This is a genomic window from Variovorax ginsengisoli (assembly GCF_030486595.1).
Classification (GTDB): Bacteria; Pseudomonadota; Gammaproteobacteria; order Burkholderiales; family Burkholderiaceae_C; genus Variovorax; species Variovorax ginsengisoli_B.
In genome coordinates this window covers 211372-237509 of the sequence record NZ_JAUJZH010000007.1, presented here as the reverse complement: position 1 = coordinate 237509, position 26138 = coordinate 211372, and the positions used below count along the sequence as shown (strand labels likewise).

At 66.5% G+C, this 26138-nt stretch carries 26 protein-coding genes and 1 pseudogene; 8 read left to right on the top strand and 19 right to left on the bottom strand.

The features are described 5' to 3' along the window. Positions 1 to 23 precede the first annotated feature (23 nt). The 3 genes from aroQ to QZH52_RS12440 are packed head-to-tail and all read left to right on the top strand — an operon-like array spanning position 24 to position 2235. Entirely contained in the window at positions 24 to 479 is a 456-nt protein-coding gene (gene aroQ / locus QZH52_RS12450) for a type II 3-dehydroquinate dehydratase (RefSeq protein ID WP_301809130.1), read from the top strand. After that, complete coding sequence (locus tag QZH52_RS12445) at positions 476 to 1588, top strand: mandelate racemase/muconate lactonizing enzyme family protein (RefSeq protein ID WP_301809127.1); 1113 nt, start codon at positions 476 to 478, stop codon at positions 1586 to 1588. Before aroQ ends, QZH52_RS12445 begins: the two co-directional genes overlap by 4 nt. After that, the gene (locus tag QZH52_RS12440) at positions 1585 to 2235 is read left to right on the top strand and encodes a DNA-3-methyladenine glycosylase I (protein WP_286535684.1); all 651 of its coding nucleotides are present in this window, start codon (positions 1585 to 1587) and stop codon (positions 2233 to 2235) included. Before QZH52_RS12445 ends, QZH52_RS12440 begins: the two co-directional genes overlap by 4 nt. Here the strand turns inward: QZH52_RS12440 and QZH52_RS12435 are convergent. The 19 genes and pseudogenes from QZH52_RS12435 to QZH52_RS12345 form a co-directional block, all read right to left on the bottom strand. Continuing rightward, positions 2232 to 3848, bottom strand: a complete 1617-nt coding sequence (locus tag QZH52_RS12435) for a SpoVR family protein (RefSeq protein ID WP_436411574.1) — start codon at positions 3846 to 3848, stop codon at positions 2232 to 2234. The genes QZH52_RS12440 and QZH52_RS12435 overlap by 4 nt on opposite strands. After that, positions 3752 to 5035 (bottom strand): YeaH/YhbH family protein, encoded by a 1284-nt coding sequence (locus QZH52_RS12430; RefSeq protein ID WP_436411573.1) that lies wholly within the window; start codon positions 5033 to 5035, stop codon positions 3752 to 3754. Before QZH52_RS12430 ends, QZH52_RS12435 begins: the two co-directional genes overlap by 97 nt. A gap of 27 nt (positions 5036 to 5062) precedes the next feature. After that, a complete protein-coding gene (locus QZH52_RS12425; protein WP_286526450.1) occupies positions 5063 to 6985 on the bottom strand; it encodes a PrkA family serine protein kinase in 1923 nt (640 codons plus the stop codon). A 19-nt stretch (positions 6986 to 7004) separates the two neighbouring features. After that, positions 7005 to 7334, bottom strand: a complete 330-nt coding sequence (locus tag QZH52_RS12420; RefSeq protein ID WP_301809121.1) for a hypothetical protein — start codon at positions 7332 to 7334, stop codon at positions 7005 to 7007. Between the two features lie 129 nt (positions 7335 to 7463). Beyond that, complete coding sequence (dnaJ, locus tag QZH52_RS12415; RefSeq protein WP_301809118.1) at positions 7464 to 8603, bottom strand: molecular chaperone DnaJ; 1140 nt, start codon at positions 8601 to 8603, stop codon at positions 7464 to 7466. A 92-nt stretch (positions 8604 to 8695) separates the two neighbouring features. Continuing rightward, positions 8696 to 10633 (bottom strand): molecular chaperone DnaK, encoded by a 1938-nt coding sequence (gene dnaK, locus QZH52_RS12410; protein ID WP_301809116.1) that lies wholly within the window; start codon positions 10631 to 10633, stop codon positions 8696 to 8698. A gap of 106 nt (positions 10634 to 10739) precedes the next feature. Continuing rightward, complete coding sequence (grpE, locus tag QZH52_RS12405; RefSeq protein WP_286535691.1) at positions 10740 to 11306, bottom strand: nucleotide exchange factor GrpE; 567 nt, start codon at positions 11304 to 11306, stop codon at positions 10740 to 10742. Between the two features lie 305 nt (positions 11307 to 11611). Further along, positions 11612 to 11962 carry an FKBP-type peptidyl-prolyl cis-trans isomerase gene (locus QZH52_RS12400; RefSeq protein ID WP_286508104.1) on the bottom strand — a complete coding sequence of 117 codons (351 nt, stop codon included), beginning with the start codon at positions 11960 to 11962 and terminating at the stop codon, positions 11612 to 11614. A 64-nt stretch (positions 11963 to 12026) separates the two neighbouring features. Next, positions 12027 to 12353 (bottom strand): winged helix-turn-helix transcriptional regulator, encoded by a 327-nt coding sequence (locus QZH52_RS12395; RefSeq protein ID WP_286508103.1) that lies wholly within the window; start codon positions 12351 to 12353, stop codon positions 12027 to 12029. 144 nt (positions 12354 to 12497) lie between these two features. Beyond that, the gene (gene asd, locus QZH52_RS12390) at positions 12498 to 13349 is read right to left on the bottom strand and encodes an archaetidylserine decarboxylase (RefSeq protein WP_301809111.1); all 852 of its coding nucleotides are present in this window, start codon (positions 13347 to 13349) and stop codon (positions 12498 to 12500) included. A gap of 79 nt (positions 13350 to 13428) precedes the next feature. Then, positions 13429 to 14421, bottom strand: coding sequence for a Bug family tripartite tricarboxylate transporter substrate binding protein (locus QZH52_RS12385; RefSeq protein WP_301809109.1), 993 nt, complete (start codon positions 14419 to 14421; stop codon positions 13429 to 13431). Between the two features lie 25 nt (positions 14422 to 14446). Next, positions 14447 to 15421 carry a tripartite tricarboxylate transporter substrate binding protein gene (locus QZH52_RS12380; RefSeq protein ID WP_301809108.1) on the bottom strand — a complete coding sequence of 325 codons (975 nt, stop codon included), beginning with the start codon at positions 15419 to 15421 and terminating at the stop codon, positions 14447 to 14449. 51 nt (positions 15422 to 15472) lie between these two features. Then, positions 15473 to 16237 carry an SDR family NAD(P)-dependent oxidoreductase gene (locus QZH52_RS12375; protein WP_301809106.1) on the bottom strand — a complete coding sequence of 255 codons (765 nt, stop codon included), beginning with the start codon at positions 16235 to 16237 and terminating at the stop codon, positions 15473 to 15475. Positions 16238 to 16300: 63 nt separating this feature from the next. Continuing rightward, positions 16301 to 16513 (bottom strand): annotated as a pseudogene (gene garD, locus QZH52_RS12370) (galactarate dehydratase); the annotation flags it as partial. A gap of 42 nt (positions 16514 to 16555) precedes the next feature. Further along, positions 16556 to 17851, bottom strand: a complete 1296-nt coding sequence (locus QZH52_RS12365; protein WP_301809104.1) for a TRAP transporter large permease — start codon at positions 17849 to 17851, stop codon at positions 16556 to 16558. A 3-nt stretch (positions 17852 to 17854) separates the two neighbouring features. Then, positions 17855 to 18343 (bottom strand): TRAP transporter small permease, encoded by a 489-nt coding sequence (locus tag QZH52_RS12360; protein ID WP_301809101.1) that lies wholly within the window; start codon positions 18341 to 18343, stop codon positions 17855 to 17857. Between the two features lie 58 nt (positions 18344 to 18401). Then, a complete protein-coding gene (locus QZH52_RS12355) occupies positions 18402 to 19373 on the bottom strand; it encodes a TRAP transporter substrate-binding protein (RefSeq protein ID WP_301809099.1) in 972 nt (323 codons plus the stop codon). 49 nt (positions 19374 to 19422) lie between these two features. Further along, positions 19423 to 20313, bottom strand: a complete 891-nt coding sequence (locus QZH52_RS12350) for an SMP-30/gluconolactonase/LRE family protein (protein WP_301809096.1) — start codon at positions 20311 to 20313, stop codon at positions 19423 to 19425. A 5-nt stretch (positions 20314 to 20318) separates the two neighbouring features. Next, positions 20319 to 21161: an NAD-dependent epimerase/dehydratase family protein gene (locus tag QZH52_RS12345; RefSeq protein ID WP_286532185.1), complete on the bottom strand. Its 843-nt coding sequence runs from the start codon at positions 21159 to 21161 to the stop codon at positions 20319 to 20321. Positions 21162 to 21228: 67 nt separating this feature from the next. Here QZH52_RS12345 and QZH52_RS12340 point away from each other — a divergent pair, with 67 nt between their 5' ends. From QZH52_RS12340 to QZH52_RS12320, 5 genes are all read left to right on the top strand, one after another. Beyond that, positions 21229 to 22032, top strand: coding sequence for a FadR/GntR family transcriptional regulator (locus QZH52_RS12340; RefSeq protein ID WP_301809092.1), 804 nt, complete (start codon positions 21229 to 21231; stop codon positions 22030 to 22032). Positions 22033 to 22140: 108 nt separating this feature from the next. Then, on the top strand, positions 22141 to 23118 hold the full coding sequence (locus tag QZH52_RS12335) for a Bug family tripartite tricarboxylate transporter substrate binding protein (protein ID WP_301809090.1): 978 nt from the start codon (positions 22141 to 22143) through the stop codon (positions 23116 to 23118). A gap of 121 nt (positions 23119 to 23239) precedes the next feature. Then, positions 23240 to 24151 carry a 5-dehydro-4-deoxyglucarate dehydratase gene (gene kdgD / locus QZH52_RS12330; RefSeq protein WP_286526149.1) on the top strand — a complete coding sequence of 304 codons (912 nt, stop codon included), beginning with the start codon at positions 23240 to 23242 and terminating at the stop codon, positions 24149 to 24151. A 41-nt stretch (positions 24152 to 24192) separates the two neighbouring features. Next, a complete protein-coding gene (locus QZH52_RS12325; RefSeq protein ID WP_286371343.1) occupies positions 24193 to 24645 on the top strand; it encodes a nuclear transport factor 2 family protein in 453 nt (150 codons plus the stop codon). A 37-nt stretch (positions 24646 to 24682) separates the two neighbouring features. Continuing rightward, complete coding sequence (locus tag QZH52_RS12320) at positions 24683 to 26119, top strand: aldehyde dehydrogenase family protein (protein WP_301809082.1); 1437 nt, start codon at positions 24683 to 24685, stop codon at positions 26117 to 26119. Positions 26120 to 26138 lie beyond the last annotated feature (19 nt).

The following is a 26138-nucleotide window of genomic DNA, read 5'->3' as shown; positions in this document are numbered from 1 at the left end:
CCGCACCTGATAAAAAGAGAGCCATGAAAAAGATTCTTGTCCTGAATGGCCCGAACCTCAACCTCCTCGGTACGCGCGAGCCCGCGCAGTACGGCCACGAAACCCTGGCCGACGTCGAGCGCATGTGCCTGGAGACCGGCGCCACGCTCGGTATCGAGATCGAATGCCGGCAGTCCAATCACGAAGGCCAGCTGATCGACTGGATCCACGAGGCCGGACGCGAAGTCGCCGCCGGCCGGATGCTCGGCGTGGTGATGAACCCCGGCGCCTACACCCACACCTCGGTCGCACTGCACGACGCCATCAAGGGCGCCAGCGTGCCGCTGGTCGAGCTGCACATCTCCAACGTGCATGCGCGCGAGGAGTTCCGCCACCATTCGTACATCTCGCCGGCGGCGCGCGGCATCATCGTCGGCTTCGGCGTCAAGGGCTATCCGCTGGCGATCGAGGCGCTGGTGCGCGTGAGCGGCGCCAAATGAAGATCGTCTCGGTCGAACCTTTCATCCTGCACGTGCCGGTCACCGGCAGCCAGATCGCCGACAGCACGCACACCCTGACGCACTGGGGCGTGATCGGCGCGCGGATCGAGACCGAGGACGGGCTGGTCGGCCATGGCTTCACCGGCACCCACGCCGACTTGGCGGGCGACCAGCTGATCACGCGCTGCATCGCGACCTGCCATGCGCCGCTCCTGCTCGGCGAGGACGCGGGCGACGTCCGTCGCCTCTGGCAGAAACTGGCGCGCAACCCCGCGCTTCAATGGATCGGCCGGGCCGGCATCACGACGCTGTCGCTGGCGGCGATCGATGTCGCGCTGTGGGACCTGAAAGCCAAGTCGGCCGGCGTGCCGCTGTGGAAACTCCTCGGCGGCCAGGTGCGGCCGCGGGTCCGGGCCTACAACACCGACATCGGCTGGCTCAGCATCGGCGACGCGCAACTGGTGGACGGCGCCCGGCGCGCGGTCGATGACGGTTTCACCGGCATCAAGATCAAGGTCGGCTCCAGCGTGGACCGCGACCTGCGTCGCATCGAGGCCGTGCGCGAAGCCATCGGGCCGTCCGTCACGCTGGCGATCGACGGCAACGGCAAGTGGGATCTCGCCACCTGCCTGCGCTTTTGCCGCGGCGCGGAGCCCTTCGACCTGCTCTGGTTCGAGGAGCCCCTGTGGTACGACGATGTCAAGGGCCACGCGGCGCTGGCCCGCGCCACCCGCATCCCGGTCGCGCTCGGCGAGCAGCTCTACACCGCCGATGCCTTCTCCGAGTTCTTCGCCCAGCAGGCGATCCACTGGGTCCAGCCCGACGTCACGCGCATGGGCGGCATCACCGAGGTGCTCCAGGTGTGCGAGACCGCCCATTCCTTCCGCCTGCCGGTGGCGCCGCACGCGGGCGACATGAGCCAGGTCCACGTGCACCTGAGCTACGCGCATCCGGCCTGCGAGGTGCTCGAGTACATCCCGTGGATCAAGGACTGCTTCACAGAGCCGGCCGAGGTCGTCGATGGCCACTTCCGCCTGCCGCAGCAGCCCGGCGCGGGCACCACGCCGACCGCGGCCGCCTGGCAGTCGTTCCGGAAGCCTGCGGGATGACGGTCGAGCGAGCCGGCCTGTTCGAAGGCGAAGACCGCGCCTGGCGCTGTCGCTGGTGCGCCGCAACGCCGCTCTACCAGCGCTACCACGACGGCGAATGGGGCTTCCCGGTCACGGACGACCGGCGCCTGTTCGAGAAGCTGTGCCTCGAGGGCTTCCAGGCCGGCCTGAGCTGGCTCACGATCCTCAACAAGCGCGACGCCTTCCGCCGCGGCTTCGCCGATTTCGATGCCGAGCAGATGGCGCGCTTCGGCCCGAAGGACGTCGAGCGGCTGTTGGCCGACGCCGGCATCGTGCGCCATCGCGGCAAGATCGAGTCGGCGATCAACAATGCCCACCGCGTGATCGAACTGCGCCGCGAGTTCGGTTCGCTGGCGGCCTACGCCTGGCGCTTCGAGCCCGATCCGGCCTCTCGGCCGAAGCGGATCACGCACGCGGCCCTGCAGAGCTTCACGACCTCGCCCGAGTCGATCGCGATGTCGAAGGACCTGAAGAAGCGCGGCTGGAGCTTCGTCGGCCCGACCACGGTCTATGCCTTCATGCAGGCCATGGGGCTGGTCAACGACCACATCGAGGGCTGCCACGCCCGCGACCTGGCGCTGAAGGCCCGCGCCAAGCTCAAAGTCCCACGCCAGTCAGTCCGCTAGGCCGCTTGCGGCCCGGTCACCTTCCGGTGGCTGATCCGGCCCTGGCTGTCGACGCTCTCGAGGTGGACGTCGAAGCCCCACAGCCGCGCCACGTGCTTGAGCACCTCGGAGGCGTTGTCGTGCAGCGGGCGGTTGTTGTGCTGGGTATGGCGCAGCGTCAGCGCGCGGTCGCCGCGCAGGTTCACGCTCCAGACCTGGATGTTGGGCTCGCGGTGGTTCAGGTCGTACTGGCGCGACAGGGATTCGCGCAGCTGCCGGTAGCCGCTGTCGTCATGGATGGCGGAAACCTCGAGCTCGGGCTCGCTTTCCTGGTCGCGGACCGTGAAAAAGCGGAAATCACGCATCAATTTCGGCGACAGGAATTGCCCGATGAAGCTCTCGTCCTTGAAATTGCGCATGGCGTAATCGAGCGAGGTCAGCCAATTGGAGCCCGCCAGGTCGGGGAACCAGCGCTGGTCTTCCTCGGTCGGCTTTTCGCAGATGCGCCGCAGGTCGGTGAACATCGCGAAACCCAGCGCATAGGGATTGATCCCGCTGTAGGCGCGATGCCCGATCGGCGGCTGGAACACCACGTTGGTGTGCGACTGCAGCCACTCCATCATGAAGCCGTCGGCCAGCAGGCCTTCGTCGTAGAGCGTGTTGAGCAGGGTGTAGTGCCAGAAGGTGGCCCAGCCCTCGTTCATGACCTGGGTCTGGCGCTGCGGATAGAAGTACTGCCCGATTTTGCGCACGATGCGCACCACTTCGCGTTGCCAGGGGTCCAACAATGGTGCGTTTTTCTCGATGAAGTAGAGCAGGTTTTCCTGGGGCTCGGCCGGGAAGCGCTTCGACGCCTCTTCGTCTTCGGCCGTGCGGCCGCTCTTGCGCGGCAGGGTGCGCCACAGGTCGTTGACCTGTTGCTGCAGATGGTGCTCGCGTTCCTCGCGCCGGGCCTGCTCCTGGCTCAGCGACAGGCGCTGCGGCCGGCGGTAGCGGTCGACGCCGTGGTTCATGAGTGCGTGGCAGGAATCGAGCAGATCCTCGACCGCCCCGACGCCGTGGCGCTCCTCGCACTCGCTGATGTACTTTCGGGCATAGACCAGGTAGTCGATGATGGACGACGCATCGGTCCACATCTTGAACAGGTAGTTGCCCTTGAAGAAGCTGTTGTGGCCGTAGGCCGCATGGGCGATCACCAGGGCCTGCATGGCCATGGTGTTTTCTTCCATGAGGTAGGCGATGCAGGGATCGGAGTTGATCACGATCTCGTAGGCCAGGCCCATGTGGCCGCGGCGGTAGTTCTTCTCGGTGGCGATGAACTGCTTGCCATAGGACCAGTGACGGTAGATGACCGGCATGCCGACCGAGGCATAGGCGTCCATCATCTGCTCGGCCGTGATGATCTCGAGCTGGTTGGCGTAGGTGTCGAGCTTGTAGCCCTTGGCCACCCGGGCGATCTCGCTGTGGTACTGCTCGATCAGCTCGAAGGTCCAGTCCGACGGACTGGGCAATGGCGTCCGTGTCTTCGTGGTCTCGTTCACGCCGGCCCCCTCTCTTTCTTGAACAGGTCGCGGAACACCGGGTAGATGTCCTGCGCGTCGCTGACCTTGCGCATGGCGAAATTCTTGTGGGATTCGGCCAGTTGCGAGTACTCCTCCCACATGTTCTGCTCGGCTTCGGCGACTTGCACATAGGCGTAGTAGCGCACCAGCGGCAGCAGGTGGTCGGCCAGCAGCTCGCGGCAGCGTCCCGAGTCCTGGTGCCAGTTGTCGCCGTCGCTGGCCTGGGCGCCGTAGATGTTCCATTCGCCGCTCGGGTAGCGAGCCCGCACGATCTCGAGCATCAAGGTCAGGGCGCTCGAGACCACGGTGCCGCCGGTCTCGGTGGCGTGGAAGAATTCTTCTTCGGTGACCTCGGAGGCCTGGGTGTGGTGGCGGATGAAGACCAGGTCGATCTTCTCGTAGTGCCGGGTCAGGAACATGTAGAGCAGCATGAAGAAGCGCTTCGACATGTCCTTGCGGGCCTCGTCCATCGAGCCGGAGACGTCCATCAGGCAGAACATCACGGCCTTGGCGGAGGGCACCGGCACCTTGACCCGGTTGCGGTAGCGCAGGTCGATCGGGTCGAGGAAGGGCACGTGCTTGGCCTTGCTGCGCAGCTCTTCGAGCTTGGCCTCGGTCTCGCGGATCTCGCGCTGCACCAGGGCATCGGCCACGCGCGGGCTGCGCTGCAGGTGCAGCAGGTGGGCTTCGAGCTCGCGGATCTCGCGCCGCGAGTCGCCGCCCAGCGCGATGCGCCGGGCCAGTGCGCCGCGCATCGAGCGCACCACGTGAAGGTTGCTCGGGTTGCCGTCGCTCACGAAGCCGGCCCGGTGGCTCTTCCATTCGGGCACTTCGGCCAGCTGGGTGCGGATCAGGTGGGGCAGGGCGAGGTCCTCGAAGAAGACCCGCATGAACTCTTCCTTGGTCAGGCTGAAGACGAAATCGTCCTCGCCGCCTTCGCCGTCGCCGGCCTGCGAGCCCTTGCCGGCACCGCCGCCGCCCTGCGGCCGCTCGATGCGGTCGCCCTTGACGTACTCCTTGTTGCCTGGATGCACGTACTCTCGGTCGCCGCCCTGGCCGTGGCCGAACACGGGCTCGGACACATCGCGCTTGGGCAGCGTGATGTCCTCGCCCTGTTCGAGGTCGCGGATGCCGCGGCCGCTGACGGCGCGGCGCACAGCCTCGCCGATCTGCTCACGGTAGCGTCGCAGGAAACGTTCGCGGTTGCCGATGGACTTGTTCTTGCCCGACAACCGGCGGTCGATGATCTGCTGCAGCATGGCCACGGACAGAACTCCTTCAGTTCATCATGAACTCTTGCGAACCCGCAAATACCACTCGCACAGCAGGCGGACCTGCTTGGCCGTATAGCCCTTCTGGACCATGCGGTTGACGAAATCCTCGTGCTTCTTCATTTCGTCGGCGCTGCTCTTGGCGTTGAAGCTGATGACCGGCAGCAGTTCCTCGGTGTTCGAGAACATCTTCTTCTCGATCACGGTGCGCAGCTTCTCGTAGCTGGTCCACAGCGGGTTCTTGCCCGCGTTGCCGGCCCGCGCGCGCAGCACGAAGTTGACGATCTCGTTGCGGAAGTCCTTCGGGTTGCTGATGCCCGCGGGCTTCTCGATCTTCTCGAGCTCGGCGTTGAGCGAGCCGCGGTCGAAGACCTCGCCGGTGTCCTGGTCGCGGTACTCCTGGTCCTGGATCCAGTAGTCGGCGTAGGTGACGTAGCGATCGAAGATGTTCTGGCCGTACTCCGAGTAGCTTTCAAGGTACGCCGTCTGGATCTCCTTGCCGATGAATTCCGCATAGCGGGGCGCCATCAGCTCCTTGATGTAGGACAGGTACTTCTGCTCGGTCTCGGGCGCGAACTGCTCGCGCTCGATCTGCTGCTCGAGCACATACATCAGGTGCACCGGATTGGCCGCCACCTCGCTGCTGTCGAAGTTGAAGACCTTCGAGATGATCTTGAAGGCGAAGCGGGTCGAGGTGCCGCTCATGCCTTCGTCGACACCCGCGTAGTCGCGGTACTCCTGCATCGACTTGGCCTTGGGGTCGGTGTCTTTGAGGTTGTCGCCGTCGTAGATCTGCATCTTGCTGAAGATGCTGGAATTCTCGGGTTCCTTGAGCCGCGTGAGCACCGAGAACTGGGCCATCATGCGCAAGGTGCCGGGCGCGCAGGGCGCCGCCGAGAGCGACGAGTTGCGCACCAGCTTCTCGTAGATCTTGATCTCTTCGGAGACCCGCAGGCAGTAGGGCACCTTGACGATGTAGATCCGGTCGAGGAAGGCCTCGTTGTTCTTGTTGTTGCGGAAGGCCTTCCATTCGCTTTCGTTGCTGTGCGCCAGCACGATGCCGTCGAACGGAATGGCGCCGAAGCCTTCGGTGCCCTTGAAGTTGCCTTCCTGGGTGGCGGTCAGCAGCGGATGCAGCACCTTGATCGGCGCCTTGAACATTTCCACGAACTCCAGCAGGCCCTGGTTGGCCAGGCACAGGCCGCCCGAGTAGGCATAGGCGTCCGGGTCGTCCTGTGCGTAGTCTTCGAGCTTGCGGATGTCGATCTTGCCGACCAGCGAGGAGATGTCCTGGTTGTTCTCGTCGCCCGGCTCGGTCTTGGCGACCGCGATCTGGCGCAGCACCGAGGGGTAGCGCTTGACGACCTGGAACTGGCGGATGTCGCCGCCGAACTCTTCCAGCCGCTTGACCGCCCAGGGCGACAGGATCCGCTGCAGGTAGCGCCGCGGAATGCCATATTCCTTTTCGAGGATTTCGCCGTCCTCGGCCGCGTCGAACAGGCCCAGCGGGGTTTCGTTCACGGGCGAGCCCTTGATCGAATAGAAGGGCACGTGCTCCATGAGCTGCTTCAGGCGCTCGGCGATCGAACTCTTGCCGCCGCCGACCGGGCCCAGCAGATACAGGATCTGCTTCTTTTCTTCCAGCCCCTGGGCGCCGTGGCGGAAGTACGAAACCACCTGCTCGATGGCGTCTTCCATGCCGTAGAACTCGCGGAATGCCGGGTAGATCTTGATGACCTTGTTGGCGAAGATGCGCGAGAGCCGGGGGTCGTTGCGCGTGTCCACCAGTTCGGGCTCGCCGATGGCCTTGAGCATCCGCTCGGCGGCCGTGGCGTAGGCCAGAGGCTCCCGTTTGCAGATCTCCAGGTATTCCTGAAGGGACAAGACCTCTTCGCGCGTGCGCTCATATCGCGCTGCGAAGTTGCTGATGACATCCACCATAGACACCTCCATCGAGTCAGCCGGGCGCTGCCCGGGAAATCCGTGCCGCACACGTCGCATCGTTCTTCGCAGGAATGGTGCCAGGTGATGTGTGCACGCTGTGGAAAATACCCTCGGGCATGAACTTGTTCAAAGCATAGAACAAACGACGCTTCGAGCAAATTGCTTTTGAAATAAGAATTTGATCGTTGCAAAAAAGTTCCAGAAAGCGGCAGCAATTGGCCAAACCGCCTCGGGCTGCTGCAGCCACCGAACACATGCTACGAGCATGCGGCGATTCGTGCACGGCACGGCTGTGGGCCGGCTTCGCCAGGGCTTGTAGGTTGGGTGCAGGTGCGGGGATCATCTGTTTCCGATCCAACGCCGGCGCCACCGCCGGCGCCTACAGGAATACGCGGACAAGAAAAAAGCGGCCCGAAGGCCGCCTGGATATTGCCGGCGCCGGCGCGCCGGTCGGCGCCGCCGGCGCAATGCGCTAGCTGAAGAATTCCTTGGCCTTGTCGAACCAGCCCTTGTCGGTCGGGCTGTGCTTGTCCCCGCCCTTCTTGAGCGACTCGTCGAGCTCCTTCATGAGCTTGCGCTGGTGCTCGGTCAGCTTGACCGGGGTTTCGACCCGCACATGGCAGTACAGGTCGCCCGGGTAGCTCGAGCGCACGCCCTTGATGCCCTTGCCGCGCAGCCGGAACTGCTTGCCGCTCTGGGTGCCATCGGGAATGTCGATCGCCGCGGCCCCCTTGAGCGTCGGCACGTTGATCTCGCCGCCGAGCGCCGCCGTGGTGATGCTGACCGGCACCACGCAATGCAGGTCGTCGCCGTCGCGCTCGAACAGTTCGTGCTTCTTGAGCCTGATCTCGATGTAGAGGTCGCCGGGCGGGCCGCCGTTGGTGCCGGGCTCGCCGTTGCCGGTGCTGCGGATGCGCATGCCGTCGTCGATGCCGGCCGGGATCTTGACTTCGAGCGTCTTGTTGTTCTTGATCTTGCCCTGGCCGTGGCAGGTGGTGCAGGGCTCGGGAATGATCTTGCCCGAGCCGTGGCAGGTCGGGCAGGTCTGCTGGACGCTGAAGAAGCCCTGGCGCATCTGGACCGCGCCCTGGCCGTGGCAGGTGGTGCAGGTGATCGGCTTGGTGCCGGGCTTGGCGCCGGAGCCCTTGCAAGTGTCGCAGTCGTCCCAACTCGGGATCCGGATCTGGGCGTCCTTGCCCTCGGCCGCTTCCTCGAGCGTGACTTCCATCGCGTAGCTCAGGTCGCTGCCGCGGAACACCTGCCGCCCGCCGCCCTGGCGACCGCCCCGGGCGCCGCCGAAGACGTCGCCGAAGATGTCGCCGAAGGCCTCGGCGAAGCCGCCGAAGCCCTCCGCGCCCGGGCCGCCGCGCATGTTCGGGTCGACGCCGGCGTGCCCGTACTGGTCGTAGGCGGCCCGCTTCTGGCTGTCCGACAGCATTTCATAGGCTTCCTTGACTTCCTTGAACTTGGCCTCGGATTCCTTGCTGGTGTCGCCGTGGTTGCGGTCGGGGTGGTGCTTCATCGCAAGTTTGCGATAAGCCTTCTTGATTTCCTCCTCGCTTGCGTTCTTGGGCACGCCGAGGGTTTCGTAGTAGTCGCGTTTGGTGGCCATGGTCGGGGGGTCGGTGGCGAAATCGGGGGGCAGAAAGCGGAAAAGGCCGGACCGCCTTGCCAGGGGGTCCAGCCTCGTTCAGGGCCTGAAGATCAGCCCTTCTTGACTTCCTTGACCTCGGCGTCGACCACGTTGTCGTCCGCCGGGGCGCTTGCAGCTTCCGGGCCAGCGCCGCCTGCCGCGGCACCGGCCGCGCCGGCGGCAGCCTGCGCGTCGGCGTACATCTTCTCGCCGAGCTTCTGGCTGGCGGTCATCAGCGTGTTGGTCTTGTCGTCGATCGCGGCCTTGTCGTCGCCCTTCAGGGCTTCTTCCACGTCCTTGATCGCGGCTTCGATCTTTTCCTTCTCGCCGGCGTCCAGGCTGGCGCCGTGCTCGCCGAGCGACTTCTTGACGCTGTGCACCATGGCTTCGCCCTGGTTGCGGGCCTGGGCCAGTTCGACCTTCTTCTTGTCGTCGGCCGCGTTCAGCTCGGCGTCCTTGACCATCTTCTGGATCTCGTCCTCGGACAGGCCCGAATTCGCCTTGATGGTGATCTTGTTTTCCTTGCCGGTGCCCTTGTCCTTGGCACCGACGTGCAGGATGCCGTTGGCGTCAATGTCGAAGCTGACCTCGATCTGGGGCGTGCCGCGCGAGGCCGGCGGGATGCCCTCGAGGTTGAATTCGCCGAGCAGCTTGTTGCCCGAGGCGATCTCGCGCTCGCCCTGGAACACCTTGATCGTCACCGCCGGCTGGTTGTCCTCGGCGGTCGAGAAGGTCTGCGCGAATTTGGTCGGGATCGTGGTGTTCTTGGTGATCATCTTGGTCATCACGCCGCCCATTGTCTCGATGCCGAGCGACAGCGGGGTGACGTCCAGCAGCAGCACGTCCTTGCGGTCGCCCGACAGCACCTGGCCCTGGATGGCGGCGCCGACGGCCACGGCTTCATCGGGGTTGACGTCCTTGCGCGGCTCCTTGCCGAAGAACTCCTTCACCTTTTCCTGCACCTTGGGCATGCGGGTCATGCCGCCGACCAGGATCACGTCGCTGATGTCGGACACGCTGACGCCGGCATCCTTGATGGCGGTGCGGCAGGGGGCGATGGTGCGCTCGATCAGCTCGTCGACCAGGCTTTCGAGCTTGGCGCGGGTGAGCTTGATGTTCAGGTGCTTCGGGCCCGAGGCATCGGCGGTGACATAGGGCAGGTTGATGTCGGTGGCGGCGCCGTTCGACAGCTCGATCTTGGCCTTTTCGGCCGCTTCCTTGAGGCGCTGCAGGGCCAGCACGTCCTTGCTCAGGTCGACGCCCTGGTCCTTCTTGAACTCGGAAATGATGTAGTCGATGATGCGCTGGTCGAAGTCCTCGCCGCCCAGGAAGGTGTCGCCGTTGGTCGACAGCACTTCGAATTGCTTCTCGCCATCGACGTCGGCGATCTCGATGATCGAGATGTCGAAGGTGCCGCCGCCGAGGTCATACACGGCGATCTTGCGGTCGCGCTTGTCCTGCTTGTCGAGGCCGAAGGCCAGCGCCGCCGCCGTCGGCTCGTTGATGATGCGCTTGACGTCGAGGCCGGCGATGCGGCCAGCGTCCTTGGTGGCCTGGCGCTGGCTGTCGTTGAAGTAGGCGGGCACCGTGATCACGGCCTCGGTGACCGGCTCGCCGAGGTAGTCTTCGGCGGTTTTCTTCATCTTGCGCAGGATCTCGGCGCTGATCTGCTGCGGTGCGAGCTTCTTGCCGCGCACTTCGACCCAGGCGTCGCCGTTGTCGGCCTTGGTGATGCTGTAGGGCATCAGGTCGATGTCCTTCTGGACTTCCTTTTCCTCGAACTTGCGGCCGATCAGGCGCTTGACGGCGTAGATCGTGTTCTTGGGGTTGGTGACCGCCTGGCGCTTGGCGGAGGCACCGACCAGTACTTCGCCGTCTTCCTGGTAGGCCACGATCGAAGGCGTCGTGCGGGCGCCTTCCGAGTTCTCGATCACTCGCGTGGTGTTGCCTTCCATGATCGACACGCACGAGTTGGTGGTGCCGAGGTCGATACCGATGATTTTGGCCATGTTTTTTCTCCTGGACTTTCGAAAATTAAGTTGTTGTGAACTTGTGGATAACCCGTGCCGATTCAAGGGATGGAGCGGGGATTTCCTGTGGGTTTCTTGTGGTTTCTCAACCCGGGCTGCTGACCGTCACCAGGGCCGGGCGCAGCACGCGGTCGGCGATCGTGTAGCCCTTCTGGAGGACGCTGGCGATGGTGTTGGGCTCCTGGCCCGGCACCGGCACGACCGAGATGGCCTGGTGCTGGTGGGGGTCGAACTTGCTGCCGGCCGGGGGCGCGATCTCGATCACCTTGTTGCGCTCGAGGGCGCTCTTCAGCTGGCGCAAGGTGGCTTCGGTGCCTTCGCGCAGGTGCTCGACCGAGGCGTCGGGGATCGCCAGCCCGGCTTCGAGGCTGTCGAGTACCGGCAGCAGGCTCTCGGCAAAGCCTTCGATCGCGAACTTGCGGCCCTTTGTGATCTCGTCGTCGGCGCGGCGGCGGGCGTTTTGCACGTCGGCCTGGGCGCGCAGGAACTGGTCGGCGAGGTCGGCGTTCTTGGCCTGCAGCGCGGCGATCTCGGCCTGGGCCGCCGCCAGCGCGTCGGCCTCGTTCGCCGCCTGGGCGGCCTCGCGCTCTTCGGGGCTGGGCTCGCCTTGCAGGGTGTCGGGGTGAATGGGGGTGTTTTGCGGGTCAGACATGCTCAAAAAGCCGGCTGCCATGCCGGAATTCAGTGAAAAACGAACAATAGCCAGCCATTTGGGGCTGTGCTGGCGGTTTTCAAGACGAAAAAATGCGCCCGGAGGCGCATTCTGGGAACGGCGAGGAGCCGGGGATCAAGCCGGCGCCGGGCCGCCCCAAGGCGGCTTGCGGCCCCCTCGGGGGGCAGCGACACACGCAGTGAGGAGCGTGGGGGCCAATATCAAGCCGGCGCCGGGCCGCCCCAAGGCGGCTTGCGGCCCCCTCGGGGGGCAGCGATACACGCAGTGAGGAGCGTGGGGGTCAGTCAGTGCGCGTCGAGCAGTTCGACGTCGAATTTCAAGGTCGCGTTCGGCGGGATCACGCCGCCGGCGCCGCGGGCGCCGTAGCCCAGCGCGGCCGGGATGATCAGGGTGCGCTTGCCGCCGATCTTCATGCCGGCGACGCCTTCGTCCCAGCCCTTGATGACCTGGCCGGCGCCGAGCGAGAAGGCGAAGGGGTCGTTGCGGTCGCGGCTGGAGTCGAACTTGGCGCCCTGGACGCCGTCGTTGTAGAGCCAGCCCGTGTAGTGCACATGCACGTGGTGGCCGGCCTTGGCTTCGGCGCCTTCGCCGACCGTGGTGTCTTCGTACTGCAGGCCGGAGGAAGTGGTGGGCATGGTGCGCTCCTTCAGGAATTGGAAAAGGTTGGAAAACCGCGCAGTTTAACGACCTGGCAAGCGGCTACGGCGTCGGTGGCGGCGCCGTCTTCTTGACCTGGGTCTGCTGCCACTTGCCCGCAAAGGCCTGCAGGTCCGACAGGCGCTTGAGCAGGTCCTGGCCGCTCAGGGTCAGGCTGTAGCCTTCGCTGCCATGGTTCACGAGGCCGGCTTCGCGGAGTTCCTTGATGCGGGTGTTCAGGGTGTTCGGCGTGATGCTGCCGACGCTGTCCTGCAGCAGGCGGAAGGTCTGGGCGTGGCCGTCCCGGAGGGCCCAGAGGACGCGCAGCGCATAACGGGCTTCCAGCAGCGCCAGCAATTGGCTGACGGCCGCGTTTTCCTTGCTGCTCATCGATTTCATCTCCTCGGGGCGCCGTGGTTCTTGTGTGGGTCTGGGAGCACCCGGAATCGGGCGAGGACTATATCCCAGATGGCGTTCTGCTACAAGTTTTATAGCTGTATCCACAAGCGGGATGCGGCCCGCGGGATCGCGGCTTCAGTCGGCCCGGTATTCGGCCATGGCTTCGCCCAGCCGCACCGGCCGCCCCGGCGCCCACGCGGGCGTGAAGGCCAGCGGCGGTGCCGGAAACAGCATCACCACCGTGGAACCGAGCAGGAAGCGCCCCATTTCCTCGCCTTGGCGCAGCACGATCTGCTGGTCGTCGTAGCGCCATTCGCGCACCTCGCCGCCGCGCGGCGGATTGACCACGCCGTGCCAGACGGTGGCCATGCTGCCGACGATGGTGGCGCCGACCAGCACCAGGACGAAGGGGCCGCGCGCGGTCTCGAACACGCACACCACGCGCTCGTTGCGCGCGAACAGGCCGGGCACCCCGCGCGCGGTGGTCGGGTTGACCGAGAACAGGTCGCCCGGCACGTAGATCATGCGCAGCAGCCGGCCGTCGCAGGGCATGTGGATGCGGTGGTAGTCCTTCGGGCTCAGGTAGAGCGTGGCGAAGCTGCCGTGCGCGAATCGGGCCGCCAGGGCGGCGTCGCCGCCGACCAGCGCGGTGGTGGAGTAGCGGTGCCCCTTGGCCTGGAAGATCTGGTCGCCCTCGATGGCGCCGAACTGGCTGATCGCGCCATCCACCGGCGAGACCAGGTCGGCGGCGGCGATCGGCCGCGCGCCGGGCTTGAGGGCGCGGGTGAAGAAGTCGTTGAAGCTGCGGTAGCTCGCGATGTCGCTGGCCAGCGCCTCGCCCATGTCGACCCCGTACTTGGCGACGAAGCGGCGAATGATCCAGGTCGTGACCGACCCGCGTTCCTTGGCCGCCACCCAGCCGGCGAAGGAGGTCAGCGCCTGCTTGGGGAACAGGTATTGGGGCAGGACGGGCAGGCGATCGGACAAGGCGAAATCCCAGGAAAACGGTAGGCGATTCTAGCGAGCGCCCCGGGCGCATTTCGCAGGACGAAACCCACCCTGCGGCCTATTCGGCCTTGATGTTCGCGGCTTTGATCACCTGGGCCCATTTGTCGACTTCGGACTTCTGGAATGCCGCGATCTGGGCGGTCGTCATATCCGCCGGCTCCATGCCGAAGCCTTTCAGCTTCTCCTGCATCTCCGGCTGGGCCAGGATCTTGCGGATTTCGTTGTGCAGGCGATCGACGATCGGCGCCGGCGTGCCGGCCGGCACGAAGATCGCCTGCCAGGACACCACCTCGAAGTCGGCCAGCCCCGGGATGCCCGATTCGGCCACCGTCGGCACGTTCGGCATCGACGCCAGCCGCTTGGCCGAGGTCACGGCCAGGGCGCGCAGCTTGCCGCTTTGTATATGCGGGCCGGCGACCACGGTGGTGTCGAACATCATGTCGACCTGGCCGCCGATCACGTCCTGGATCGCCGGGCCGCTGCCCTTGTAAGGCACGTGCGTGAACTTGACGCCCGACTTGAAGGCCATCAGCTCCAGCGCCAGGTGCTGCGAGGTGCCGGTGCCGGCCGAGGCCGAGGACAGCCCGCCCGGCTTGGCGCGGCTGGCGTCGAGCAGTTCCTTCAGCGTCTTGTACGGGCTCGCATGGTTGACCACCAGCACCACCGGATTGGTGCCGATCAGCGTCACCGGCGCAAAGGACTTCTGCGGGTCGTAGCCGATCTTGGGGTAGAGGCTGACGTTGATGGCGTGCGAGCTGATGGTGCCGCCCAGCAGCGTGAAGCCATCCGGCGCCGCCCGCGCCGCGACCTCCGAGCCGATGCTGCCGCCGGCGCCGCCCTTGTTGTCGATGATCACGCTGGTGCCCAGCGCCGGGCCGAGCTTCTGCGCGATCAGGCGGGCCAGCAGGTCGGTGGTGCCGCCGGCCGGGAATGGCACCAGGTAGGTGATCGGCTTGCCGGTCGGCCACGAAGCCTGGGCCAGCGCGGGCACGGCCGGCAGGCCGGCGGCGAGCGAGGCGAGGGCGGTGCGGATCAGGGTGCGGCGTTGCATGCGGTCTCCTTCGGCTTCCCGGGTCTCAGGGCTTGATGTTGAGCTTGGCGATCAGGCTCTTGTAATAGGCGTTGTCCCGCGCCAGGGTCTGCTGGAAGGCCGCGCCGTCGGTGTAGACATAGCCCAGGTTCTGCTTCTCCATGGCCTCGCGCATCATCGGCTCGGCGGCGGTTTTGGCGGTGATCTCGCGCAGCTTGGCCATCACTTCGGGCGGGGTGTTCTTCGGGGCGCCGAGACCGCGCCAGGTGCCGATCGAGAGGTCGATGCCGCGCTCCTTGGCGGTCGGCACCTTCTCGAAACTCTTCACGCGCTGGTCGGCCATGACCATCAGCATCTTGAGCTTGCCCGACTGCACGTGGGTCGTGACCTCGGCCGGACTCACGGCGACGGCCTCGATGTGGCCGCCGAGCAGCGCCAGCACCGCGGGCGCGGCACCCTGGAACGGGATGTGATTGAACTTCGCGCCGGTCTTGTCTTCGAGCGCCGCGGCCGCCAGGTGCCAGATCGAGCCGTTGCCGGAATTGCCCATCCGCACGCCCTCGGGGTCTTTCTTGGCGGCGGCGAGGAATTCCTCGACCGTGTTCCACGGCGCGTCGGCCTTGACCGTGATGGCGGCCGGGTCGGCGTTGAGCTGGGCGATCGGCTGGAAATCGTCGTAGTTGAACTTGGCCAGCCCCAGGTGCGGCAAGGTCAGCAGCTCGACCGTGAGCACCGCGAGCTTGTAGCCGTCCGGCTTGGCGTTGATCACCTCGGTCCAGCCGATCGCGCCGCCGGCGCCGGGGCGGTTGATGATCACCATGCTCTGCGACATGTGCTTGCGGCTGGCGTCGGCGAAGGTGCGCGCCAGGCCATCGGTGCCGCCGCCGGGCTGGTAGGGCACCAGCAGCTCGACGGTGTGGTTGGGGAAGTCGCTTTGCGCCGCGGCGCCGGCGGCCAGGCCCAGGGACAGGGCGGCCGCGGCCGTGAATGCGGCCAGGCCGCGCAGGGTTCCGGTGTTCAAGTGCGTGTCTCCGTTGTTGTTGATCTGTGCGTCCGGGCGGCGGTGGGGGCCTCAGGGCATGTACTGGCCGCCGTTCACCTCGAGGATCTGCCCGGTCACGTAGCCCGACAGCTGCTCGGAAGCGAGGTACAGGAAGGCGCCGACGCAGTCGTCCGGCTCGCCGATGCGGGCCAGCGGAATCGCCGCCTTGAAGGATTCCAGCAGCTGCGGCGTCGAGAAGCGGTCGTGGAAGGGCGTCTGGATCACGCCCGGCGACACGGCATTGACGCGGATCTTGTCGGGCGCCAGCTCCTTCGCCAGGCCGCGCGTCGCGGTGCTGACGAAGCCCTTGGCGCCGGCATAGAGATAGGCGCCCGGGCCGCCGCCGTTGCGCGCCGCGATCGACGACACGTTGACGATGCTGCCGCCGCGCCCCTGGGCGCGCATCAGCGGCACCACCTCGCGGCAGAAGGCGAGCACCGAGCGCGCGTTGATGTGCAGCACCTCGTCGAACACGGCGTCGTCGAAGTCGGCGATCGGCAGCCGCTTGACCAGACTGCCGGCGTTGTTGACCAGCACGTCGATCGCGCCCAACCGGTCGTGGGCCTCGCCGACCACCCGGCGGATCGCGGCGCTGTCGCGGACGTCGGCCTGGAGCGCGAAGGCCTCGCCGCCGGCGGCCTGGATGGTGGCGACGACCTGCTCTGCCGCCGCGGTCGAGCTGTTGTAGTGGACGGCGACGCGCATCCCGCGGGCGGCGTAGGCGATGGCGACAGCGGCGCCGATGCCGGTGCTGGCGCCGGTGACGAGGGCAGTGCGGCCTTTGAGGTCTTCCATGGTGGGTGTTCTCCTTGTCTGCTATCTGGTCAGTTGGGGACGGAAGGGATCTGATCGGTCGAGGTCGACCCGCCCGCGCTCGAGTTGGGCGTCGTACCAGGCCGTTTCGCGGATCATCGCCTCGGCCACCTCGGGGGCGGTCGCGCGCGAGGTCAGCTGATCGATGCCGTCGCGCACTTCGGTGTCCAAGAAAATCACGGTTGCGTCGGCGCGCACCGGCAAGTCGGTGCGGAAGCCCACCGCCGGGTTGGCCGTGACGCCCGAGAAGGCGTCGCTGATGGTGACCGGCGGCTTGACGGTTCCGACATGTGCGCTCCCTTACTTGACCACCATGAACAGGCCCGGCAGCCAGGTCGAGAAGGCCGGCACGAAGGTGACGACGCCGAGCGCGAAGATCAGCGCGCCATAGAAGGGCCAGATGGTCTTCATCACGGTGCCGACCGAGACCCCCCCGATCGCGCAGCCGACGAACTGGGTCGTGCCCACCGGCGGGGTGTTGAGGCCCAGGGCGCAATTGATCAGCATCACGACGCCGAATTGCACCGAAGTCATGCCGTACTGCTGCGCGATCGGCAGGAAGATCGGCGTGCACAGCAGGATGGTCGCCGCCATGTCCAGGAAGGTGCCCAGCACGAACAGGATGATGTTGATCAGCAGGAAGATCATCCACGGCGTGGTCGTGATCTGCGACAGCATCTGGCCGGTGAGTTCGGCCACGCCGTAGAGGCTGATCAGATAGCCGAAGGTGCTCGAGATGCCGATCAGCAGCAGGATCACGCCCGTGGTGCGGACCGCCTTCGCCGCCGCTTTGATGAAGTGCTCCCACTTCAGCGTGCGGTAGACCAGGATCGTCAGCGCCAGCGCATAGAGCACGGCCACGGCGGCCGATTCGGTCGCGGTGAAGACGCCCGACAGGATGCCGCCGAGGATCAGCACGACGATGAACAGGCCCGGCAGTGCGGCCGCGAACGAGCGGGCCACGATCTGCCAGCCCGGGAAGGTGCCGGCCGGATAGCCGCGCTTGACCGCCACCAGGTAGGCCGCCGCCAGGTTGCTGATGGTCAGCACCGCCGCGGGCAGCAGTGCCGCGAGGATCAGCGCCGCGATCGACACCTTGCCGCCCGCCGCGAGCGAATAGATGATCAGGTTGTGGCTGGTCGGCATCAGCGCGCCGACCAGGGCCGCGTGGGTCGTCACGTTGACCGCGTAGTCGGCGTGATAGCCCTCCTTCTTCATCATCGGGATCATCACGGCGCCCATGGCCGAGACGTCGGCCACGGGCGAGCCCGAGACGCCGCCGAACAAGGTGCAGGCCACCACATTCGACATGCCCAGGCCGCCGCGCACGTGGCCCACGAGGTTGCGCGCGAAGTTGACGATGCGGTCGGCGATGCCGCCGTAGAGCATCAGCTCGCCGGCGAAGATGAAGAACGGGATCGCGAGGAACGAGAAGATCCCCATGCCGGAGGTCATCTGCTGGAAGCCGACTTCCAGCGGCAGGCCTTCGTAGAGCAGGGTGGACAGGGCCGACAGGCCGATGGAGAACGCCACCGGCACGCCCAGCAGCAGGAAGACCGTGAAGGAGATGCAGAGGATCAGGAGAGGAATGGTCATGGCTCAGCCCCAGGCGGGTTCGACTTCGCGGCCTTGGGCGAGCGCGATGATGTGTTCGATCGAGAACATCACGATGAGGACGCCGGACACTGCGGCCGGCACGTATTTCCAGCCTTCGGAGATCCACAGCGTGGGCAGGCGGTACCCCCAGACCGATTCGGCCAGCGAGGCGCAGTTCCAGGCCATCGCGGCGCCGAACAGCAGGATCAGGAAGTGGATCAGGAATTCCATCTTGAGGCGCAGCGAGTCGGGCGCCAGCACCAGGAAGGACTCGAGGCCGATGTGGCCCGCATCGCGCACGCCGACGGCGACGCCGAGCATGGTGACGTAGAGCACCAGCAGCAGCGCCAGGCTCTCGGCCCAGGTGGGGGTGTTGTTGAGGACGTAGCGGCCGAACACCTGCCAGCTCACGGCGCAGATCACCGCGACGAGGCCGAAGATGCCCAGCCACATGCAGGCGCGAGCCAGCGTGCGGCAGATTTTCGTGTACATGATGATGTGGGTTGGCGACGCCCTCCCGCGTGCGGGGAGGGCGGCCGGGCTCAGACGATTACTTCGTTTCCTGCACGCGCTTGACGAGGTCCTTGAGCTTGGCGTCGACGATGAACTTGTCGTAGACCGGCTTCATCGCGGCCTGGAACGGGGCCTTGTCGATGTCGATGATCTCGGCGCCGCCGGCCTTCACGGTCGCGAGCGACTTCACTTCGCGCTCCTGCCATTGCTTGCGCATGTAGGGCACCGACTCCTTGGCGGCCTGGCGCAGCCAGCCCTGTTCCTGCGGCGTCAGCTTGTCCCACGCGCGCTTGGAGAACAGCAGCATCTCGGGGGCCATCGAGTGCTCGGTCTTGGTGTAGTACTTGGCGACCTCGAAGGCGCGCGAGCTTTCATAGGTCGGGTAGTTGTTCTCGGCGGCGTCGATCAGGCCGGTCTTGAGGCCGGTGTAGACCTCGCCCATCGGCATCGGCGTGGCGTTGGCGCCCATCGCCTCGAGCATCGAGACCCACAGGTCGGACTGCTGCACGCGGACCTTCTGGCCCTTCATGTCGGCGAAGCTGCGCACCGGCTTCTTGGCCGTGAACATCGAGCGCGCACCGCTGTCGTAGTAGGCCAGGCCGATGAAGCCCTGCTTCTCGCAGGACTTGAGGATTTCCTCGCCGATCGGGCCGTCCAGCACCTTGTGCAGATGGTCGACCGAGCGGAACAGGAAGGGCATCGTCGGCACCTGCGTCTCGGGGCAGATGTTGTTCATCGGCGCGATGTTCACGCGCACCATCTGCAGCGCGCCGATCTTGGTCTGCTCGATGGTGTCCTTCTCGCTGCCCAGGGCGCTGTTGTTGAACACCTTGATGGTGTCCTTGCCGCCGGAGAGCTCCTTGAGCCGTTCGCCCATGAACTTGACCGCGGTCACGGTCGGGTAGTCATCGGGGTGGATGTCGGCCGACCGGAACTCGGTGGCCTGCGCGGCCATCGCGGTCACGCCGGCCGCGATGGCGACGATGAGTGCGTGCTTGTTGAACTTCATTTGTCTTCCTCTTTCTGGTGGTTGTCGTGAAAAATTGAAAGCGATCGGTTCAGCCGTCGAAGGCCGGCTCCGGAATGCCCTGCGTGCCCGGCCGCAGCGCGAACACGCCGCCGGCCAGCGGCTGGTCCGACAGGTCGCCGCCCGGGCGGATCGAGGTGACGAACAGGGTGTCGAGCTTGGGGCCGCCGAAGGCGCACATCGCCGGCTTCTTGACCGGCACCTCGAGCGAACGGTCGAGCCGTCCCTCGGGCGTGAAGCGGTGCACCTGGCCGGCGTCGTTGCCGCAGATCCAGTAGCAGCCGTCGGCATCGACAGCGGCGCCGTCGGGACGGCCGGGCAGGGGATTCATGTCCACGAACACGCGGCGCTTCGATGGCGTGCCGGTAGCGGTGTCGTAGTCGAAGGCCCAGATCGTCTGCACGCCGGGATGCGAGTCCGACAGGTACATCGTGCGGCCGTCGGGGCTGAAGGCGAGTCCGTTCGGCACGATCAGGTCGTCGAGCTGCAGCGACGGCGCGAGGCTGCCCTTGTCGTGGCGGTAGAGCCGGCCGACGCGGGCGCCCGCAGCCATGTCCATCAGCATCGTGCCGGCCCAGAAGCGGCCCTGGCGGTCGCAGCGGCCGTCGTTGAAACGCATGCCGGGCCGCGCGTGCGACACCTCGGCGAGCCGGGTGGCAGCGAGCGTGCCGCCGTCCTGCGGCGTGAGCGAGAACAGGCCGCTCTCCATGCCGGCGATCCAGCTGCCCGGCAGGTCGGCGCGCGGCGCGATGCAGGCCGGCATTTCGTCGCTGGCCCACTGCGTGTGGCCGGCCGCCGACCAGCGGTGCAGCGCGCGGCCGGGAATGTCGACCCAGTACAAGGCGGACTCCGCCACCGACCACACCGGGCTCTCGCCCGTGCCGCAGCGCGCGTCGACCACGAGTTCGGCTTGGCTCCCCATGGCGCTCAGTCTCCGAACGGACCCTGAGCGGTGAAGGCGCCGCCCTGGTAGATGGCGTTGGGGTCGGTGGATGCGACCGGTGGCTGCTGCTCGACCTTGTCGCGAAAGACTTCGGACGTGTCTTGCGGCGCGTAGCCGAGGACGGCGGCGCCCGAGTTGTCCCACCAGACGTCGCGGTTGGCCGACACGCCGTAGACCACCGTGTGCCCGACGCCCGGCGTGAACAGCGACTTCTCGATCAGCGTGGTCAGGTCGCGGTAGCTGAGCCAGGTGCTCATCATGCGGCGGTTGAGGGGCTCGGGGAACGAGGAGCCGATGCGGATGCTCACGGTCTCGATGCCCCAGCGGTCGAAGTAGAACTGGGCCACGTCCTCGCCGAAGGACTTCGACAGGCCGTAGTAGCCATCGGGCCGGCGCTGGACGTGCGCGTCGAGGTGCTCGTCCTGCTTGTAGAAGCCGATCACGTGGTTGGAGCTGGCGAACACCACGCGCTTCACGCCGTGCCGGCGGGCCGCCTCGTAGATATGGAACACGCCCTTGATGTTGGCCTCGAGGATCTCCTCGAAGGGCCGTTCCACCGACACGCCGCCCAGATGCACGATGGCGTCGCAGCCGGCCACCAGCGCATCGACCGCCTGCTTGTCGGACAGGTCGCAGGCGACGACTTCCTCGTGCGGGCCTTCGGCCGCTGACAGCGATGCGATGTCGGAGAGGCGCAGCACGCCCGCGTAGGGACGCAGGCGTTCGCGCAGGACCTTGCCCAGGCCGCCGGCGGCGCCGGTCAGGAGGAGGCGGCCGACTTGGAGGACGGGGGAGGAAGGGGTGGCGGAAGCAGAAGCGGCGCTCATTCGTGTCTCTGTCGGTGGTCGTAAGTTATCGGTTGTCGTACAACGTGGAGGCGATTATCATCACGCCATGTCGAACCTGTCAACGGGGTCTACCGCAACCACCGAAGCCGGCGGCGCTCCTCCGCGCCGCAGGGTGCGGGGCCTGGCGCATGGCCTGGTCGACGACCTCGGCGACAAGATCCGCAGCCAGCAATTGCGCCCGGGCGACAAACTGCCGACCGAGTCGGCCATCATGCAGACCTACGGCGTGAGTCGCACCGTGGTGCGCGAGGCGCTCTCCAAGCTGCAGGCAGGCGGGCTGGTCGAGACCCACCACGGCATCGGCACCTTCGTGCTGCAGCCGCGCGCCGCCGGCATGTTCCGGCTCGAGGCCTCGGACATCGCGACCTCGGTCGACGTGCTCGCAGTGCTCGAGCTGCGCATCAGCCTGGAGACCGAGTCCGCAGGCCTGGCCGCGACCCGCCGCACCGAGGGACAGCTGGCCGCCATGCGGCAGGCGCTCGACGACTTCGAACACAACGTGACGACCGCCGGCGATACCGTGGCGCCCGATTTCCGCTTCCACCTGCAGATTGCGCAGGCGACCGGCAATCCCTACTTCGCGGACATCATGAGCCACCTCGGCACCACGATCATTCCGCGCACCCGGATCACCGCCATCCGCAATCACGACCGGCGCGGCGAATACCTGAGCCGCGTGAACCGCGAGCACGAGGAAATCTACGCGGCGATCGCGCGCCGCGACGCCGAGTCGGCCCGCGCGGCGATGCGCATCCATCTCACCAACAGCCGCGAACGGCTTCGCCTCGCCCAGGAAGCGGCCCGGCTCGACGCCGAGACCGCGGCCGCAGGGCAGGGGCCGGCGGCCTGAGCGGCGGCGCAGGTCTTTTGCTGGACATCTGTCGGATCTAGTTGTACGATGACTGACGACATCGCTACCATGCGACTCTCATTCCCCAACGACCCTGGAGACAAACCCATGCGCTTGAATCGACGCCATCTGGTACTAGGTGCACTCGGCAGCGGACTGCTGGCCGCCGGTGGTGCCGCACAGGCCGCCGACGCCTGGCCCTCGAAGCCGATCCGCATCGTCGTGCCGTACCCGCCCGGCGGGTCGTCCGACATCATCGCCCGCTCGATCAGCGTGCCGCTGGCCGAAGCGCTGAAGACCTCGGTGATCGTCGAGAACCGTGCCGGCGCCAATGGCAATCTCGGCGCCGACCTGGTGTCCAAGGCCCAGCCCGACGGCTACACGCTGCTGCTTTGCGATGTCGGCGCGCTGGCGATCAGCCCCTCGGTCTACACCAAACTGTCCTTCGATCCCGCCAAGGACCTGCGCGGCGTGACCATGCTGGCCTACTCGCCGCACCTGCTGGTGGTGCATCCGTCGGTGCCGGCCAACAACCTGAAGGAACTGGTCGCGCTGTCGAAGAAGTCCGACCTCAATTTCGCGGTCACCGCCACCGGCAGTGCGCCGCACCTGGCCGGCGTCGCGCTCGAGCGCGCGAGCGGCGCCCGCTGGGTCTATGTGCCCTACAAGGGCGGCGTGCAGGCGGTGCAGGACACCGTCGCCGGCCAGACCCAGGTGCTGATGAATGGCATGCTGGCGACGCTGCCGCATGTGCAGAGCGGCAAGCTCAAGGTGCTGGGCGTGTCCAAGCCCACGCGCATGCCGCTGATCGGCGATGTGCCGACCATTGCCGAGCAGGGCGTGCCCGGCTTCGAATCCGGGACCTGGCAAGGCATCCTGGTGCCGCGCGGCACGCCCGAAGCGCTGGTGCAGCGCCTCAACAAGGAACTGATCGCGATCATCCGCACGCCCGACATCCGCTCGCGGCTGGCCGGGCAGGGCGCCGAAGTCGTGACCATGACGCCGGTCGAGCAGGACCAGTTCTTCGAGAAGGAACGCGCCCGCTGGGCCAAGGTCGTGAACGCCGCCCAGATCAAGCTGGACTGAATGACCCCCACGCTCGCTCACTTCGTGTGGTCGCTGCCCCCCGAGGGGGCCGCAGGCCGCCTTGGGAGCGGCCCGGCGGCGGCCTGACCTCTCCCTTTCCACCACCCTGTCCTTCCAAAAAATGACGCCTCAAGAACTCAAGACCATCATGGGCTCCGGCCTGCTGTCCTTCCCGCTCACCGATTTCGACCGCAATGGCGACTTCGACAAGAAAAGCTACGAGAAGCGCCTCGAATGGCTGGCGCCCTATGGCGCGAGCGCGCTGTTCGCGGCCGGCGGCACCGGTGAATTCTTCTCGCTGACCGGCGACGAGTACCCCGGCATCATCCAGACCGCGGTCGACACCTGTCGCGGCGTGGTGCCGATCATCGCTGGCGCCGGCGGCCCGACGCGCTTCGCGATCCAGTGCGCACAGGCGGCCGAGAAGGCCGGCGCCCATGGCGTGCTGCTGCTGCCGCACTACCTGACCGAAGCCGGCCAGGAAGGCCTGGCGGCGCATGTCGAGGCGGTCTGCAAGAGCGTGAAGTTCGGCGTCATCGTCTACAACCGCGGCCAGAGCAAGCTCTACCCCGACACGCTCGAGAAGCTGGCCGAGCGCTGCCCGAACCTGGTCGGCTTCAAGGACGGCATCGGCGACATCGAACTCATGAGCGCGATCCACCTGCGCATGGGCGACCGCTTCGCCTACCTCGGCGGCCTGCCGACGGCAGAGGTCTATGCCGCGGCCTACAAGGCGCTCGGCACGCCGGTGTATTCGTCGGCGGTGTTCAACTTCATTCCGAAGACCGCGATGGACTTCTACCATGCGGTCGCCAAGGACGACATCGCGACGCAGCACCGCCTGCTGAAGGACTTCTTCATGCCCTACCTGGACATCCGCAACAAGGGCCAAGGCTACGCCGTGAGCATCGTGAAGGCCGGCGCGAAGATCGTCGGCCACGATGCCGGTCCGGTGCGCACGCCGCTGACCGAGCTCAAGGCCGACGAATACCAGGCCCTGGCCGCGCTGATCGACAAGCTCGGCCCGCAGTAATTTCCCAAGCGCTTGCAATCACAACAACAGGAGACAACACAATGCTGAAGAAACTGGTCTTGATCGCTGCCGCCACCGCGGCCTTCGCCGGCTGCACCACGATGCGTGGCAACGAGGCGGCCAAGTCGCCCGCGGTCGCCGCCGCGGCAGAGAAGCTGCGCGTGGCGATGATCGACCCGACGCCCGCAGCGCTCAATGCGCTGGTGGCCGACGACCTGAGCTACGGCCACTCGGGCGGCAAGGTCGACACCAAGACCAGTTTCATCAGCGACCTGATGGACGGCAAGTCGGACTTCGTGACCATCGCGATCACCGAGCAGACCATCAAGGTCATCGACAACGTCGCGATCGTGCGCCATACGCTCACGGCCGACACCAACGACTCCGGCAAGCCCGGCAAGGTCAGCATCAAGATCCTCGGCGTCTGGCAGCAACAGGGCCCGGGCGGCGACTGGAAGCTGCTGGCCCGCCAGGCGGTGCGCCCGCCGCAGTAAGCTGCCTTTCCCCACCCCGATTTCCAAGGACCCTGCCATGCAGAACTTCGACAACCTCATCAACGGCGAATGGCGCGCGGCCGCCAGCTACAGCCCGAACGTCAACCCGAGCAATCTCGGCGACGTGCTGGGCCAGTACGCGCAGGGCGACGCGGCCCAGGTCGACGCCGCCGTGGCGGCGGCCACCGCCGCCTTCCCGGCCTGGTCGACGGGCGGCATCCAGGCGCGCTCCGAGGCGCTCGAGAAGATCGGCAACGAGATCCTGGCGCGCAAGGAAGAACTCGGCACGCTGCTGGCGCGCGAAGAAGGCAAGACCAAGGCCGAAGGCATCGGCGAAGCCACCCGCGCGGCGCAGATCTTCAAGTTCTTCGCCGGCGAATGCCTGCGCCTGTCGGGCGAGGTGCTGCCGTCGGTGCGCCCCGGCATCGGCATCGAGATCACGCGCGAGCCGGTGGGCGTGGTCGGCCTGATCACGCCATGGAATTTCCCGATCGCCATCCCGGCCTGGAAGATCGCCCCGGCGCTGGCCTTCGGCAACTGCGTGGTGATGAAGCCGGCCGACCTGGTGCCGGGCTGCGCCTGGGCGCTGGCCGAGATCATCAGCCGTTCTGGCATTCCGGCGGGCGTGTTCAACCTGGTGATGGGCCGCGGCAGCGTGATCGGCGATGCGTTGGTCAACCACCCGGGCATCCACGCGATCAGCTTCACCGGCTCGGTCGGCGTGGGCCGCAACATCGCCATCCAGTGCGCGACCAACCACAAGAAGGTGCAGCTCGAGATGGGCGGCAAGAACCCGCAGGTGGTGCTGGACGACGCCGACCTGAACCAGGCGGTGGAGCTCAGCGTGCAGAGCGCCTTCTATTCGACCGGCCAGCGCTGCACCGCGTCGAGCCGGCTGATCGTGACCGAAGGCATCTATCCGAAGTTCATCGAGGCGATGAAGGCGCGGATGGCGAAGATCAAGGTCGGCGATGCGCTGGCGCAGGGCACCGACATCGGTCCGGTGTCCTCGAAGTCGCAGCTCGACCAGGACCTGGAGTACATCGCGATCGGCAAGGGCGAGGGCGCCACGCTGGCCGCGGGCGGCGAGCGGCTGAAGCTGGAGACCGACGGCTACTACATGTCGCCGGCGCTGTTCAGCGAGTCGGCGGCGTCGATGCGCATCAACAAGGAAGAGATCTTCGGGCCGGTGGCGAGCGTGATCCGGGTGAAGAACTACGAGGAAGCGCTGGCCACGGCCAACGACACCGAGTTCGGCCTGTCGGCCGGCATCGCCACCACCTCGCTGAAGCACGCGACGCATTTCAAGCGCCACAGCCAGGCGGGCATGGTGATGGTCAACCTGCCGACGGCGGGGGTGGACTACCACGTGCCCTTCGGCGGCCGCAAGGGGTCGAGCTACGGGCCGCGCGAGCAGGGCAGGTATGCGCAGGAGTTCTTCACTGTCGTGAAGACTGCGTACACGCTCTCCTGAGACCTTGCGGGACAGACCA